This is a genomic window from Thauera sp. SDU_THAU2 (assembly GCF_038260575.1).
Taxonomy (GTDB): Bacteria; Pseudomonadota; Gammaproteobacteria; order Burkholderiales; family Rhodocyclaceae; genus Thauera.
In genome coordinates this window covers 4,018,395-4,033,996 of the sequence record NZ_JBBWUN010000003.1, presented here as the reverse complement: position 1 = coordinate 4,033,996, position 15,602 = coordinate 4,018,395, and the positions used below count along the sequence as shown (strand labels likewise).

Genomic DNA, 15,602 nt, shown 5'->3' with positions numbered 1-15,602 from the left:
GGGGGGCGGGACTGGAAATGACGGGTGGCAGAGGCCACGGCCGCGGATTCTGACACGATCCGGCGGGTGTCGGCGAGCACCGCTTCGTCATCACCCCGGCCGACGGCGAAACCGCCTGCCCGCAGCCAGGCTGCTGCCGGCAGCGGCATGGACGAATCGAGCGGGTCGGCGCCGGACGGGATCGGGAGCATCACGTCCGTAGCCGCCGCTGTAGCGGCACGGCGCGCAGCAGCCGACTGCGGCGCTGGCGAGGGAGAGCGGTTTCTGCGCTTCGCCTCGCCGCGAAGGGAGGGGGCAGAAGCCTCTCAGGCCTCGCCGTCGGAATCGGCCTTGTCCAGCATGCGGCGGTGCGTCGCCTCGTCGTCCATCAGCTCGAACCACATCGCGTTGAGCACGGCGAAGGCGGCTGCCAGCGGCAGGCCGAGGAGCCAGGAAAAGTACCACATGGTTTGCCCTCCGCTGGGGGTCAGTACGAATGCCCTTCGCCGGTGGCGATGGCGACCGGATCCACCTTGCCGCGCAGGATGCGATACACCCAGGACGTGTAGGCCAGGATCAGGGGCATGAAGATCAGCACGCACACCAGCATGATGAACAGCGTCATGTGGCTGGACGACGAGTCCCACACTGCCAGGCTCACGCGCGGGTCCAGCGACGAGGGCAGGATGATCGGGAACATCGCGGCGCCGACCGTGAGGATGATGCAGGCGATGGCCGCCCCGCTGGACAGCAGCGCCAGCCACTCCCTGCGGCCGCGCATGCCCAGCAGGCTGAGCAGCGGCAGCAGCACGCCGAGCGCGGGCAGCAGCCACAGCACGGGCTGGGCGCCGAAGTTGGCCAGCCACGCGCCCGCCGTCACGGCGACCGTCTTGGCCGCCGGGTTGGACGGCCCGGCAGGATCGATGGCACTGGTGATTTCGTAGCCCGGCACGCCGCCGAGCGCGATCCAGACGCCGGCCAGCACGAACAGCACGCTCGTCAGCACCGCGGCGATGCCGCCCCAGCGCGCGGCGCGGGCCGAGACGTCGCCTTCGGTCTTGAACACCAGCCAGGCGGCGCCGTGCATCAGCAGCATGAACAGCGACACCAGGCCGCACAGTAGCGCGAACGGCGTCAGCAGGCCGAAGAAACCGCCTTCGTACCAGATGCGCATGTCCTCGCCGAAGCGGAAGGGCACGCCCAGCAGCACGTTGCCGACGGCGACGCCGAACAGCAGCGCGGGCGCCAGCCCGGTCAGGCACAGCACCCAGTCCCAGGCGTTGCGCCAACCCGGCTCCTCGCGCTTGCTGCGGAACTTGAAGGCCACCGGGCGCAGGATCAGCGCGGCGAGAATGGCGAACATCGCCAGGTAGAAGCCCGAGAACGACACCGCGTACAGTTGCGGCCAGGCGGCGAAGATGGCGCCGCCGCCCAGAATCAGCCACACCTGGTTGCCTTCCCAGACCGGGCCGACGGTGTTGATGACGACGCGGCGCTCGACGTCGGTCCTGGCCGTGACCCGCAGCAGCCCCATCGCGCCCAGGTCGAAGCCGTCCATCACCGCGAAGCCGACCAGCAGGATGCCCAGCAGCAGCCACCAGATGACGCGCAGCGCCTCGTAGGAAATGAGTTCATGCAGGATCATGGCGAATCCCTCCTCGCTCAGCGCGTGCGCGCCAGCTTTTCGATCATCGGCTGGTAGAAGCTCAGATGCGGCTCGCTGACGTGTGGCGGCCCCTTGCGGATGGCTTTCAGCATCAGCTTCATCTCGATGACGAACAGCACGGTGTAGATCAGGACGAAGCCGGCGATCGTCAGCAGCAGCGTGCCGGCGCCCAGGTTGGAGACGGCCATCGCGGTGGGCAGCACGCCTTCGATGACCCAGGGCTGGCGGCCCACTTCGGCGACGATCCAGCCGCACTCCACGGCGATCCAGGGCAGCGGGATCGACCATACGGCGACTTTCAGCAGCCACGGATGGGCGTCGAGCCGGTGGCGCGCCGACAGGACGAAGAAGGTGGCCGTCAGCAGGATGAAGAACACCCCCAGGCCGACCATGATGCGGAAGGTCCAGAACAGCGGGCCCACCGGCGGCACGGTGTCCATCGCCGCCTGGCGGATCTGCTCGTCGGTGGCATGACGCGGATCATCCACGTAGCGCATCAGCAGCAGGGCATAACCCATCCGTGCGCCCTTGTCCTCGAAGCGCCGGCGGGCCTCGGCGGGGATCTCCGCATCCGTCTTCGCGGTCCGGATGGTCTGCAGCGCATCGTAGGCATCGATGCCGTCGCGGATGTAGCCTTCGGCGTCGTCCACGAGCTGGTTGATGCCGGGAATTTCCTGCGTCAGCGAGCGCGTGCCGATCAGGCCCATGACCCAGGGGATGTGTACCGCGTAATGGGTTTCGCGCGCCTCGCGGTCGGGGAAGCCGAAGGCGGTGAACGAAGCCGGCGGCGGCTCGGTCTCCCACATCGCCTCGATCGCAGCCAGCTTCATCTTCTGGTGCTCCGAGGACTGGTAGCCGCTCTCGTCGCCGAGCACCACCACCGACAGCGAGGCGGCGAGGCCGAAGGAGGCCGCCACCGTCATCGAGCGCTTGGCCAGCGGCACGTGGCGCCCCTTGAGCAGATACCAGGCCGACACGCCCAGCACGAACAGCGATGCCGTCACGTAGCCGGCCGACACCGTGTGCACGAACTTGGCCTGGGCCACCGGATTGGTCAGCACGGCGAAGAAGTCGGTCACTTCCATGCGCATGGTCTGCGGATTGAAGGCCGCGCCGATCGGGTTCTGCATCCAGCCGTTGGCGATCAGGATCCACAGCGCCGAGAAGTTCGAACCCAGCGCCACCAGCCAGGTGGCGGTCAGGTGCTGCACCTTGGTCATGCGGTCCCAGCCGAAGAAGAACAGGCCGACGAAGGTCGCTTCGAGGAAGAAGGCCATCAGGCCTTCGATCGCCAGCGGCGCGCCGAAGATGTCGCCGACATAGTGGCTGTAGTAGCTCCAGTTCATACCGAACTGGAACTCCATCACCACGCCGGTCGCCACGCCCATGGCGAAGTTGATGCCGAACAGGATGCCCCAGAACTTGGTCATGTCGCGCCAGATGGTGCGGCCGGTCATCACGTATACGGTTTCCATGATCGCGATGAGAACGGCCAGGCCCAGCGTCAGCGGCACGAACAGGAAGTGGTACAGCGCCGTGATGGCGAACTGCAGCCGAGACAGATCGACGATGTCGAGGTCCATGAAACCCCCCTTTGCTGCGATACTTCAACGGGCAATGCAGGGTCTTGGCACGGGATCGAGTCCCGGCGTCAATCCGCTGCATCGGGTCTGAGCTGGGCCAGGGCCTGGTCGTATTCGCGGGTACCGCGTTGCGCCTGCCGGGCAATGCGTCCGTCCGCGAGCCAGACCACCCGGTCGGCCAGCCGTGCCTCGCGCTGCCAGTGCGTGGCCAGCAATAGGGTACGCCCTTGAGCAGCTTGTGCAAGTCGCAGCATGACATCGGCAGCGGTGACAGCGTCGAGGCCTTCGGTGGCTTCGTCCAGCAGCCAGCAGCGGGACGGATGCAGAAGCAGCCGCGCCAGCGCCAGGCGGCGGGCCTGGCCGCCCGATAGGCCCAGGCCGCCTTCGCCCAGCAAGGTGTCCAGCCCCTGCGGCAGGACCTTGATGTCCCGGGCCAATCCGGCGGCTTCGAGTGCCTGCCACAGCGTGACGTCGTCGGCATCCGGCGAAGCCAGGCGCAGGTTGTCGCGCAGGCTGTCGCGGAACAGCTCGGTGCGCTGCGTCATCCAGCAGCACGGCAGGGCGGCCACTCGCCCCGAGGCGGGAGGAAGCTCGCCCGCGATCACCGACAGCAGGCTGCTCTTGCCGGCGCCGCTGCCGCCGATCAGGGCAATGCGTTCGCCTTCGCGGACGTGCAGATCGAGCGGCCCGAGGATTTCCGGCCAGCCCGGATGAGCCACTCGCAGCTGGTCCAGTTGCACTGCCAGGCCGTCAGCGGGTTTTTCCTGCTCGGCCGATGGTGGTCCGTCATCGGCCGCCACCGCGGCGCCGAGGCGGCGGGCGGCCAGCCAGGTGCGGCCGGCTTCGGCCGCACCCCGGCGCAGGGCGGCGAACGGCTCCATCGCCGACAGCGCCAGCAGGATGCCCAAGGCCGCGACGGCGACGCCGATCCGCTGCCCTTGCACCAGCCAGCCCATCGCCAGCAAGGCGGCACTCAGGGTCAGGGCGCTCGCCACGCCATAAGCCTGTGCGGCACGTGCCTCGGCGCGGTACAGCCGGTCGTCGGCTTGCGCGGCGCGCGCATCGCAGGCCTGCACCGCCGCGACCTGCGCAGGCAGGCGGCCGGTCATCAGCAGTTCCGTCTGCCCTGCGACGAGGTCCACGCTTTTCAGGCGCAGGATTTCCAGCGCCATCGCACGGCGGATCGTGGCCTTGCGCGTCCGCAGGCCATGCCACAGTGCGATGCCCCAGCCGGCCAGCAGCAGCCAGGCCAGCGCCAGCAGGCCCAGCCACCAGCGCATGAAGCCGAAGGCCAGCGCAGCCAGCAGCGCCGCGCCGAGCGTCGCGATGCCCGGCACCAGCAGGCGCAGGTACAGGTTGTCGAGCGCATCGACGTCGGCCGTCAGGCGCTGCAGCAGGCGGGCGGGGCGCAACAGCAGCAGGCGTGCAGCCTGGGGGCGGGACCAGTGGCGGAACAGCTTTTCGCGCAGCGCGGCGAGCACGGCCAGCGTCGCGTCATGCGTGACCAGGCGCTCAGCATAGCGCGTGCCGCTGCGGCCCAGGGCCAGCAGGCGGATGCTGGCCGAGGGCATGAAGACGTCGAACATCAGCGCCGTGGCCGGCACCAGGCCCGCCAGCGCGGTGGCCGCGATGAACCAGCCCGACAGCCCCAGCAGCGCCATGCCCATCAGCACGGTCAAGGCCGCCAGCAGCGCGCCGCCCAGCCATAGCCGGCGCCCGGCCATCGCATCCAGGGTGCGCAGCAGGGGTTTCAAGCTGCGGTGCTTCATCTGCGCTCTCCGTCCGCCGAGGGCGGATGCGGCCGCCACGGCAGCCGGATCACCCGGTCCATGCGCTGCGCCAGCTGCGCATCATGGGTGGCGACGATCAGCGTGCGGCCGCGGGCGATGCGCAGCAGGCTGTCGATGATCTGCCCTGCGGTCACCGGGTCCAGGTGGGCGGTCGGTTCGTCGACCAGCAGCAGTCCGGCGTCCCGGTTCACCGCCAGCCGCGCCAGCGCCAGCCGCAGCACCTCGCCGCCCGACAGGCCGTTACCGCCTTCGCCCAGGCTCGAGGCCGCGCGCGCCTGCAGCACGGCGCCCAGCGCCGCCTGCTCGGCGGCGTTCCGGACTTCGTCGGCACCGAGGTGCGCACGCCCCAGCGATACGTTGTGCGGCATCGAGCCGGCAAAGACATGGGCATGCTGTCCCATCCAGGCGATGCGGGTGCGCATCGCTGCGGCCGTTTCCGCATTCAAGGGCTGGCCGTCGATGCGTATCTCGCCCCTGGCGACCGGCGCCAGGCCGGCGATCTGTGCCAGCAGCACCGACTTGCCGCTGCCGCTGGGGCTCCACAGCGCCACGTGCTCGCCTGCCTCGATATGCAGGTCCAGCGCTTCGAGCCGCGTGTCGCTGCCGGGTGCCTGGACCTCGAGCGCCACGATGTCGACCGCTGCGGCCGGACTTGGAGTTGAGGTCATCCGTTCGGCCTCGATGCTGCCGACGATGGGCGTTGCCTGGCGGCGCAGCTCTTCCAGCGCTTCGAGCGCTGCTTCGCCGGCGGCGCGGTCGTGCCAGACGGCGGACAGTTCGCGCAGGGGTTCGAAGAATGCGGGTGCCAGCAGCAGCACGAACAAGGCCTCGCCCAGGCTCAGCTTCTGCCCCCAGGCGCCGAAGGGCAGGGTGCCGAGCAGGTGGAAACCCACATAGACCGCCACCATCGCCACCCCCAGCGCGGAAAACAGCTCCAGCACGGCCGAGGACAGGAAGGCGATGCGCAGCACGCGCATGGTGCGCTGGCGCAGGGCTTCGGCGTGCGCTCGCAGCCGCCGGGCCGAGCTTTCCACCGCGTCCAGTGCCCGCAAGGTACTCAAGCCCCGAAGCCGATCGAGCAGGAAGGCGTTCATGCCGCCCATTTCCGCCAGTTGCTCCTCGCTGGCGGCGCGGGCGCGCCAGCCGACGATGGCCATGAACAGCGGAATCAGCGGCGCGGCGAGGATCAGGATCAGCGCGGCCAGCCAGCTCTGGCTGGCGACGACGGCCGCAATTGCCAGCGGTACGACGCGCACACGCCACATCGCGCACTGGTAGCGCGCCAGCCACGGCACCACGGCCTCGGCCTGTTCGGCAAGGACACTGGCTGCCTGGCCCGACGATGGCCGCGCCTTGTCCAGCGGCGAGGCATGGGCCAGGGCCTGCAGCGCCCGGGCACGCAACCGGCTCAATACGGTGCGTGCGGCGCGATGGGCCCGCAGCACGCCGATCCCGTCGCACCAGGCGCGTAGCATGCCCAGCGCCAGCACGCCTGCGGCGGCTGCCAGCAACTGCCGCATCGGCTGTCCGTCCGCCATCTGCTGCAGCGCCCAGGCGAGCAGGCCGGCCTGGGGCAGCCACAGCAGCGCAGCGGCCAGTTGCAGCATCGCGCCGCTGCGGGAAGAAGTGGCTATGTCCGGGCCTGGGGGCGAATCCATGGGCTGTGCCGTCGGGGTGCGTGCGAGATGCTGCTCGAATCTGAGGAGAGGGTCACAGGAAATTCCGTGTTTCGGAGTCGGCCACCGTGGCATTTCGATCGGCCGCTCCCTGATGCGCCCGGCCACGCAACAACGCATTACCTCCCCGGGTTTTGACGATCTCGCCGGCATGGTATATGACGTGAATGAATCGCGACGCTGGAGGAGCGGCCGTTGGTCCGCTTCACGGCGGGGCGAATCGCCACGTGCCCGGTATTGACGGGCATCGCCACCGAAGCCGCTGCCGCGGCCCGGGGTGTGTTCAGTTGTAAATTTCCGAGGAGCAATCATGAGCAGACTTCGCATCGGCGTGATCGTCGGCAGTGCCAGCCGGACCTCCATCAACCGCAAGCTGGCCCAGGCCCTGGTGAAGCTGGCGCAGGATCGGGCGGATTTCGAGTTCATCGACCTCGACCATCTGCCGATGTACAATCGCGATGACGACGCTGACTATCCGGCCGTCTTCCAGGCCTTGAAGGACAAGGTGCGTGCGCAGGACGGCATCCTGTTCGTGACGCCCGAGCAGAATCGTTCGATCCCCGCGCTGCTGAAGAATGCGCTCGATGCGGCCAGCCGGCCCTACGGCAGCAGTGCCTGGGCCGGCATTCCGGCCGCCGTCATCGGCACCGCGGGCGGCGGGCCGGCCACGTCCATGGCCCAGCAACACCTGCGCAACATCCTGGGCTACCTCGACATGCCGACGATGGGACAGCCCGAGGGCTTCATCCGCTGGCATGACGAGTTGATCGATGCCGAAGGCAAGGTGGGTGCCGCCAGCCACGACTTCCTGAAGGGCTACATGGACAGGTTCGTTGCCTGGGTCGAGCGCCTGCGCAAAGCCTGACCCATCACCTTGCGCAACATGATTGCGGCGCGTGCGAAGGCTTGCCAGTTGACCTTCCAATCGTGGCAAGCCTCATGCTGCCCAATGCAATGTTTCCCAAGGAGCCTCTGATGCAATTCCATATCGAAAACATGACCTGCGGCGGCTGCGCCCGCGGCGTGACCAAGGCGATCCAGTCGGTCGATGCCGACGCCAAGGTGACGGCCGATCCGCCCAAGCGCCTGGTCGAAGTCGAATCGTCCGCGACCAGGGAGCAGATCGAGGCCGCGCTGCAGGAGGCAGGCTTCCCGCCGAAAGCGGCCTGAGGCGTTCGCGATATGGCCGCCTGTGGCAGGCGGCCGCGACGGGTGGATGGTACGGGCGGCTCAGCTCCGGCACAGGGACATCCTTGTCCTTGCGTTGGAGCTGAGCCGCTTCTTTTATGCCGGTGTTTTCAGTGCGGTGGTCCGGAGGATCTCGAGCAGTGCTGCTCGTGCCCGTCAGCCTCCAAACCTTCGGTGTTCTCCAGATTCGCCAGAATCGGGCAGTCGGGCCGGTCGTCGCCCGCGCAGCAGGCCACCAGGGTCTGTAAGGTGTCGGCCATCTGCCGCAGCTCGTCGATGCGGCGCTGCAGGTCGGCGATGTGCTGCTGCGCGACGCGCTTGACGTCGGCGCTCTTGCGCGAGCGGTCGCGCCACAGCCCGAGCAGGTCGTGGATCTCCGCGACGGCGAAGCCCAGGTCGCGGGCGCGGCGGATGAAGCGCAGCATATGCACGTCGGACCCGGTGTAGGCGCGATAGCCCGAGTCGGTGCGCGCCGCCGGCGGTATCAGCCCGACCGACTCGTAGTAGCGGATCATCTTGGCCGAGACGCCCGAGGCCCTGGCCGCTTCACCGATGTTCATCGTCCTTCCTCCTCATGCCTGGGTATCGGCCGCCAGCGGCGGCTGGAAGCGCCGCAGCCGCAGCGCATTGCCCAGCACGAACACGCTGGACATCGCCATCGCACCCGCGGCGAAGATCGGCGACAGCAGCACGCCGTACGCGGGGTAGAGCGCACCCGCCGCCAGCGGGATCAGCGCGGTGTTGTAGGCGAAGGCCCAGAACAGGTTCTGGCGGATGTTGCCGATCGTGGCCTTCGACAGCGCGATCGCATTCGGCACGCCCTGCAGGTTGCCGGACATCAGTACCACGTCGGCCGCTTCCATCGCCACGTCGGTGCCGGTGCCGATCGCCAGGCCGACGTCGGCTTCGGCCAGCGCCGGCGCATCGTTGATGCCGTCGCCGACGAAAGCCAGCGCGCCATGCCCGACCTTGAGCCGCCGGATCGCCTGCACCTTGCCTTCGGGCAGCACTTCGGCCACCACTTCGTCGATGCCCAGCCGCGCGGCGATGGCGCGCGCCGTGCGCTCGTTGTCGCCGGTGATCATCGCGACTTTCAGGCCCAGTCTGTGCAGCGCCTCGATGGCGGCGGGTGTGCTCGGCTTGATCGGGTCGGCGACGGCGAGGATCGCGGCCAGGCGGCCGTCGATGGCGGCGTACAGCGGTGACTTGCCTTCGCTGCCCAGGCGCTCGGCGCTGGCGGCGAAGAGGCCGACATCCAGGCCCAGCGAGCGCATGTAGCGGTCCGCGCCGACTTCCACACGCCGGCCGCCGGCCGTGGCGCGCACGCCCATGCCGGTGACGGATTCGAAGGTCTCCAGCGCGGGCGGGGTCATGCCTTCCTGCTCGGCCGCTTCGACGATGGCGCGGGCGATCGGATGCTCGGAGCGCGACTCCACCGCGGCGACCCGTGCCAGCACCTCGGCGCGCTCGAAACCTGCGGCCACTTCCAGGTCGGTCAGCGCCGGCCGGCCTTCGGTCAGCGTGCCGGTCTTGTCCACCGCCACCACCTTGGCGTCCTTCAGCAACTGCAGCGCTTCGCCCTTGCGGAACAGCACGCCCATTTCCGCGCCGCGGCCGGTGCCGACCATGATCGAGGTCGGCGTCGCCAGGCCCATCGCGCAGGGGCAGGCGATGATCAGCACCGCCACCGCATTGACCAGCGCGAAAGTCAGCGCCGGCGAGGGGCCGAAGGCCAGCCAGACCAGGAAGGTGAGCAGCGCGGCGGCCATCACCGCCGGCACGAACCACAGCGTCACCTTGTCCACCACCGCCTGGATCGGCAGCTTGGAGCCCTGGGCTTGCTCGACCAGGCGGATGATCTGCGCCAGCACGGTCTGGCCGCCGACCGCGGTGGCGCGCAGGCTCAGCGCGCCCTTCTGGTTGACGGTGCCGCCGACCACCGCGCTGCCCGCGGACTTCTCGACCGGGATCGGCTCGCCGGTGATCATGGATTCATCGACATAGCTCTGGCCGTCGATGACTTCGCCATCCACCGGCACGCGCTCGCCGGGGCGGACCTCGACGACGTCGCCAAGGGCCACCTCGCCGATCGGGATGTCGACCGTGCGGCCGTCGCGCACCACGTGCGCCAGCTTGGCCTGCAGGCCGACCAGGCGTTGGATGGCCTGCGAAGTACGCCCCTTGGCGCGTGCTTCCAGGAAGCGCCCGAGCAGGATCAGCGCCACGATCACCGCCGCTGCTTCGTAATAGACATTGACCGTGCCGGCCGGCAGCAGCCCGGGCAGGAAGGTGGCGACCACCGAATACGCATAGGCCGCGACGGTGCCCACCGCCACCAGCGAGTTCATGTCCGGCGCCAGGCGGAACAGCGCCGGAAAGCCCTTGGCGTAGAAGCGTCGGCCGGGGAAGATCAGCACCAGCGTCGTCAGCACGAACTGGATGATCCAGCTCGTCTGGGTGCCCAGTGTGTGCGACACCCAGTGGTGCATCGCCGGGATCATGTGCGAGCCCATCTCGAGGATGAACACCGGCAGGGCCAGCACCGCGGCGATCAGCAGGTCGCGCTGCAGTTCGGTCCGTTCGGCATCCTTCTTCGCCAGGGTTTCGTCGTCGCCGGCCGGCGCCGTGGCCTCGATTGCGCGGGCGTCGTAGCCGGCCTTGTCCACCGCCGCGATCAGCGCTGTGACGTCGGCCACGCCGCGCACGGTGGCGCGCTCGGTCGCCAGGTTCACGTTGACCTCGGCGACGCCGGGTACGGCCTGCAGCACCTTTTCGACGCGGCCGACGCAGGAGGCGCAGGTCATGCCTTCGATCGCCAGTTCGGTGGTGCTGGGCGGGACGTCGTAGCCGGTCTTCTCGACCGCGGCGATCAGTGTCATGCGGTCAACCGGCGCCGCCAGGCGGATGTCCGCCCGTTCGGTGGCCAGATTCACCGAAACCTGCGCGACGCCCTCGACCTTGGCCAGCGCCGCCTCGACGCGGCCGACGCAGCTGGCGCAGGTCATCCCTTCGATCGGCAGGCTGACCGTCATGCCTTGCGCTTTCGCGGGTGCGTTCATGATTCCTTTCCTCGCGTTGATGCCTTGACAGCATACAGGCTAGACCTTGCCATGATGGGAAGGTCAAACGGCAATGATGCCTGTTTCGAAAAGGGCAGCCATCAGCCGAGCAGGGATGGCGTCGGGCCGCGTAGGCGGAGCGAAGTCAGACCCATCGCTCCCGGGAATGGCACGATCGGCGGGGGGCTCCAGCCTTGCCGGGAGTGAACGCTCAGCCAGCAGCACCGTCGAAAGGCCAGAACGCCGGGATGAAGATCACTCCCAGCACCCAGAAGATCAGGTTCAACGGCAGACCGACCTTGACGAAGTCGCTGAAGCGGTAGCCTCCTGCGCCGTAAACCATGGTGTTGGTCTGGTAACCCACCGGCGTGGCGAAGCTGGTGGAAGCGGCGAAAGTCACCGCGATCAGGAAGGGGGTGGCGTCGACATCCATCATCCGCGCGGTGGACATGCCGATCGGCGTGAGCAGCACCGCCGCCGCGGCGTTGCTCATGAATTCGGTCAGCAGCAGCGCCAGCAGGTACAGCACCGCCAGCACCATCAGCGGCCCCGAATCGCGCACCAGGCCGATGGTGTTCTCCACCAGGAAGGCGGCGGCGCCGGTCTCGCTCATCGCCACGCCCAGCGGCAGCAGGCCGGCCATCAGGATGATGATGCGCCAGTCGACGGCGTCGTAGACGTCGTCCGCATCCAGGCAGCCGGCCAAGGTCATCGCCACCGCGCCCATCAGCGAGGTGACCGCGATCGGCGCCCAGCCCAGCGCCGATACGCCGATCACCAGCACCATCACCACCAGCGCGAAAGGCGCGCGCCAGCCGCCCGGCTGCTGGGCGTCGCGCTCGGACAGCACGATCACGTTCTTGTCCTTGCGCAGTGCCGGCATTTCCGCTTCGGGCGTCAGCATCAGCAGGATGTCGCCGGTGCGCAGGCGCACCTCGCTCAGCTTGTCGCGCAGGACCTGGCCGCGGCGATGGATGCCCAGCACCGTCGCGTCGTGCTGCCAGCGCGGCGCCAGCATCGCCAGGGTGCTGCCGATCAGCCGCGAGCGGGGCGCGATCATCACTTCGGTCAGCACCTGGGACACGTCCTTGAAAGCTTGCTGGCCGAGCTTGAACTGCGAATTCACCTCGAGGCCAGCCTTCTTGCGCAACTCATCCAGCTGCGACCAGTCGCCGCGTGCCAGCAGCACGTCGCCTTCCTGCAGCGTCTGCGCCCGGGGCGACCAGACCTTTTCGTCGCCGCGCAGCAGCTCCAGCACGAAGACGCCGAATTCCTCGCCCAGCTTGGCTTCGCCGACCGAGGTGCCGATCAGCGAAGAGTCGGGCATCACCCGCAGTTCGGTGATGTACTTGCCCAACTGATAGTGCTCGACCAGCTCCGCGCCCCGCGTATCCGGCAGCAACCAGCGCCCGAGCGTCAGCAGGTAGAAGCAGCCCGCCGCCATGCAGATCAGGCCCAGCGAACTGAACTCGAACATGCCGAAGCCGGGATGGCCCATGTCCCTCGCCATCGCATTGACCAGCAGGTTGGTGGAGGTGCCTACCAGGGTGCATACCCCCGCCATCTGCGACACGTAGGACAACGGGATCAACGCCTTCGAGGCCGACATGCCGACGCTGGCCGTCGCCGCCATCACGATCGGCATGAACACCGCCACCACCGCGGTGTTGTTGACGAAGGGGGCGATCACCGCCAGCACCGCGAACAGGATGATCAGGAACTGCAGCGGCGACCCCGCCCGCCCCAGCAGGCTGCCGATGCCCGACAGCGCGCCGCTGTTCTGCAGCCCGGCGGCCAGCACGAACATCGCCGCGACCGTCACCGTCGCCGGGTTGCTGAAGCCGCCGAGCGCCTGGCCCGGGGTAACCAGGCCGGTCAGCGCCAGGCTGCCGAGCACCAGCAGGGCGACCGCGTCCATGCGCAGCCTTTCCGTCGCGAACAGCACGACAGCCGCCAGCGCAATGACGAGAACCATCACGATTTCGACCGTCATACCGGGTACTCCCTATGCCGGGTGGCGGTCAAGAGCGACTCGACCGTGGGCAAAAGGGTAGCCGAACGTTGCGGCGGATGGTGTCAGGCGATGCAAGCGGTAACTGCTTCATGCCGCATACAGGCCGCTTCCATCGTCACACCGAAGCGCTTACTGTGCATGGGAAGATCGTTTATACTATGTTTAAACAACAGGTTGGAGGTCGACATGGCAGAGACAATCCTCGACATCAAGCACTGGGGCAACAACCTCGGTGTGCGCCTGCCCGCAGCTGTGGCACGCGCTGCGCATCTGCATGCCGACCAACGAGTCAGCATCACCGTGGAAGGAGAGCGCATCATCATCACGCCCCTGCGCGACGCGCCCCTGACGCTGGAACAGCGGCTGGCCCGCTTCGATCCCGAACGCCACGGCGGCGAGGCCCTGCCCACGGACGAACGGCTTGGGGCCGAACGATGGTAAGGCGGGCCAAGGACTGGGTGCCCGGCAGGCAGGATGTGATCTGGATCGACTGCAACCTGCAACGCGGCCGCGAGATGCGCGACGTCCATCCCTTCCTCGTCCTCTCGCCCAAGGCGTTCAACGACCGCACTTCGCTGGTCATAGGGCTCCCCATGACCACTGCGGCCTACAACGCCGATAACCCGTTCGCGATCGCCGTCGGCGTTGCCGGCGGGCGCAAGGCCGGGCAGGCAAGCTACGTGCTGTGCCACCAGCCCAAATCCTTCGACTGGCGCCTGCGCGACGGCGCGCCCCATCCGATGAAACGCGTCGCCGATGCGCCGTTTGCAGAGGTGCTGGCGCTGCTCAATCAGATCGTGCAACTGGCCTGAGCGTGCAGGCGGCGGCTGAGTTTGACGTCGGGTGCGATCGGAGGAGGCTTCCTTCTGCGGCATGGTTCTGCAGCCAATTCGCATACTGCAAAAAGATATGTCGCCGATGGGCATCCAATGGCTCTCGATCACTCCACGCTGACGGCTTTTCGGGATCGGCACTCTGCCTGGCGCTTGCCGGCCTCGCCGCATGCACCGTTGGTAGCAAGCTTTCTCCATCGTGCATTCGTGCTCCCGAACGTCAGGGTGATGAGCGAGGCCGATCTGGCCGAGATGCTGGAAGACGAGTTGTTCGCGCTGCGTGAGCAGCTTGGCGCCGAGGCATATCCGAAGGCTGCGACGGAGTACCTGAGCGATTGGTGCGCGCCGGACAAGGGGTGGCTGCGCAAGTTCTACAAGTCCGGCACCGACGAAGCGCAGTTCGACCTGATACCGGCGACGGAAAAAGCCTTGCCTGGCTGGTGTCGCTGACCGAACGCCCTTTCGTCGGCACCGAGTCGCGCCTGCTGGCGCTGTTTGCACTGCTGGAGCAGATCAGCGAGGGGACCGAGGCCGATCCCGCCAGGCGCCTGGCGGCTCTTCGTCTGGGCTTGTTCTTCGGGATGGACCCGCGTTTCTGGATGAATCTGCAAACCGAGTTTGATATGCGGATGATCACGCGAGAGTCGAAGAGCAAGGTCGAGTCTCGCGTGCGTGTCTTTCATCAGCATGCCGCCTGACGGGAGAAGGCTGGAGAGCCGAATTCGCTTGATAGGAAAACAGGGAGCCGCGCGATGTGCTGGAGAGCTCAGCGCATCGCGCGTTTTTATTTTGCGGCGCCGTCAGGAGGTGGGATTGCCCCCTTGGCCGCCGAATCGCAGCCGACCCAAGCGCTCATGCGGAATCTGCAGCAGTGGTGCAGCGTCCGAACCTACAGGTGGAAATCGCCCGCGGCTTCTGGCTGATAAAGCACTTTCCTGATCCGGATATGGCAGGTTCGATTCGGAATCCGCCAGTTGAAGGCATCGCCCTCCTTGTAGCCCAGGATCGCGGTGCCGATGCCGGAGCAAACCGACAGTTTTTCGGCACTGTCGTCCGCATCCTCCGGGTAAACCAGCGCAACTTCCACCTCTTCGTCGTCCACCTCCAGCAAGGCCTTGGAGTTCATCGTGATGACATCTTCCGCCACTTGCCGCGGATCGACGACGATGGCGCGCTCGATCTCGTGCTCCAGCTCGAAAATATCCGATTCCGTACCGAGCTCGACCAGACTCTTGAGCCGGGCCTTGTCAACTTCGGTGATGTAGATATCGCTGGTGAGGGCCGCAGGGCTTTCACGCAAGAGCCGGAGATAGCGCGCCGAATTCATGACGAAAGACTTCATCGCGGGCGTCTCGCTTTCCAGCAGGAAGCCATTGCGCAGGAAAGCTTTCAGCGACCGCGCGTTGTCCGGGTGGATCTTGGCGATGAGCTTCTCGGCCCGCATGTCGAAGAAGGCGAGCTTCATGCCTTCGCGGATCACGCTGGTGCCGAGCTTGCGGCCCCAGTCGTCGCGCTTGCCAATGACCAGGACCATTTCGCAGTCCGGGCCCTGCTTGACGAGACGGACGAAGCCCACTGGCACGTCATGCCGGTCGTAGGCCATGAAGAACCGACCGCCCTGGTTGAACAGATGGGTCAGGATCGGCAACTGGATCCGATCGACGACCTGCTCGATGAACCGGGAGACATGGCGCGAATCGCTCAGGTAGCGGGTAACGCCCTCATCTTCCAGCCAGTCCATCAGCGTCAGCGCGTTTGCCCGGGTGATCTCAGGACAAAGAAAAATAAAAGGCTCGTTCATCTTTACCCCCATT

General features: G+C 67.4%; 13 protein-coding genes and 1 pseudogene. 5 read left to right on the top strand and 9 right to left on the bottom strand.

All coding sequences use genetic code 11. From position 1 onward, the window contains the following. Positions 1 to 305: 305 nt before the first annotated feature. From cydX to cydD, 5 genes are all read right to left on the bottom strand, one after another. Entirely contained in the window at positions 306 to 446 is a 141-nt protein-coding gene (gene cydX, locus AAFL97_RS20550; protein WP_068636785.1) for a cytochrome bd-I oxidase subunit CydX, read from the bottom strand. 20 nt (positions 447 to 466) lie between these two features. Then, entirely contained in the window at positions 467 to 1,624 is a 1,158-nt protein-coding gene (gene cydB, locus AAFL97_RS20545) for a cytochrome d ubiquinol oxidase subunit II (RefSeq protein ID WP_341646512.1), read from the bottom strand. A 17-nt stretch (positions 1,625 to 1,641) separates the two neighbouring features. Continuing rightward, positions 1,642 to 3,228 (bottom strand): cytochrome ubiquinol oxidase subunit I, encoded by a 1,587-nt coding sequence (locus AAFL97_RS20540; protein WP_341646511.1) that lies wholly within the window; start codon positions 3,226 to 3,228, stop codon positions 1,642 to 1,644. Between the two features lie 68 nt (positions 3,229 to 3,296). Then, positions 3,297 to 4,997 (bottom strand): thiol reductant ABC exporter subunit CydC, encoded by a 1,701-nt coding sequence (gene cydC / locus AAFL97_RS20535; protein ID WP_341646510.1) that lies wholly within the window; start codon positions 4,995 to 4,997, stop codon positions 3,297 to 3,299. After that, positions 4,994 to 6,676, bottom strand: coding sequence for a thiol reductant ABC exporter subunit CydD (gene cydD / locus AAFL97_RS20530; protein ID WP_341646509.1), 1,683 nt, complete (start codon positions 6,674 to 6,676; stop codon positions 4,994 to 4,996). The genes cydC and cydD overlap by 4 nt, the downstream gene beginning before the upstream one ends. 328 nt (positions 6,677 to 7,004) lie before the next feature. Between cydD and AAFL97_RS20525 the strand changes: the two genes are divergently transcribed. Together AAFL97_RS20525 and AAFL97_RS20520 are read left to right on the top strand one after the other, a co-directional pair. Next, positions 7,005 to 7,559, top strand: coding sequence for an NADPH-dependent FMN reductase (locus AAFL97_RS20525; protein WP_341646508.1), 555 nt, complete (start codon positions 7,005 to 7,007; stop codon positions 7,557 to 7,559). Between the two features lie 110 nt (positions 7,560 to 7,669). Continuing rightward, entirely contained in the window at positions 7,670 to 7,864 is a 195-nt protein-coding gene (locus tag AAFL97_RS20520) for a heavy-metal-associated domain-containing protein (RefSeq protein WP_341646507.1), read from the top strand. 128 nt (positions 7,865 to 7,992) lie between these two features. On the opposite strand, the gene cueR is transcribed toward AAFL97_RS20520, so the two are convergent. The 3 genes from cueR to AAFL97_RS20505 all read right to left on the bottom strand — a co-directional run bounded on the left by cueR (position 7,993) and on the right by AAFL97_RS20505 (position 12,934). Continuing rightward, on the bottom strand, positions 7,993 to 8,442 hold the full coding sequence (gene cueR / locus AAFL97_RS20515) for a Cu(I)-responsive transcriptional regulator (RefSeq protein ID WP_341646506.1): 450 nt from the start codon (positions 8,440 to 8,442) through the stop codon (positions 7,993 to 7,995). Between the two features lie 12 nt (positions 8,443 to 8,454). Beyond that, positions 8,455 to 10,941, bottom strand: a complete 2,487-nt coding sequence (locus tag AAFL97_RS20510) for a heavy metal translocating P-type ATPase (protein WP_341646505.1) — start codon at positions 10,939 to 10,941, stop codon at positions 8,455 to 8,457. Positions 10,942 to 11,152: 211 nt separating this feature from the next. Then, positions 11,153 to 12,934: an SLC13 family permease gene (locus tag AAFL97_RS20505; RefSeq protein ID WP_341646504.1), complete on the bottom strand. Its 1,782-nt coding sequence runs from the start codon at positions 12,932 to 12,934 to the stop codon at positions 11,153 to 11,155. Positions 12,935 to 13,141: 207 nt separating this feature from the next. Between AAFL97_RS20505 and AAFL97_RS20500 the strand changes: the two genes are divergently transcribed. The 3 genes and pseudogenes from AAFL97_RS20500 (at position 13,142) to AAFL97_RS24800 (ending at position 14,486) form a co-directional block, all read left to right on the top strand. Further along, entirely contained in the window at positions 13,142 to 13,396 is a 255-nt protein-coding gene (locus AAFL97_RS20500) for an AbrB/MazE/SpoVT family DNA-binding domain-containing protein (RefSeq protein ID WP_341646503.1), read from the top strand. A gap of 35 nt (positions 13,397 to 13,431) precedes the next feature. After that, positions 13,432 to 13,767: a type II toxin-antitoxin system PemK/MazF family toxin gene (locus AAFL97_RS20495; protein ID WP_341646502.1), complete on the top strand. Its 336-nt coding sequence runs from the start codon at positions 13,432 to 13,434 to the stop codon at positions 13,765 to 13,767. A 117-nt stretch (positions 13,768 to 13,884) separates the two neighbouring features. After that, positions 13,885 to 14,486: pseudogene (locus tag AAFL97_RS24800) on the top strand (DUF3375 family protein). Between the two features lie 191 nt (positions 14,487 to 14,677). Here the strand turns inward: AAFL97_RS24800 and AAFL97_RS20480 are convergent. Then, positions 14,678 to 15,589, bottom strand: coding sequence for a bifunctional GNAT family N-acetyltransferase/nucleoside diphosphate kinase regulator (locus tag AAFL97_RS20480; RefSeq protein ID WP_341646499.1), 912 nt, complete (start codon positions 15,587 to 15,589; stop codon positions 14,678 to 14,680). Positions 15,590 to 15,602: the final 13 nt, after the last annotated feature.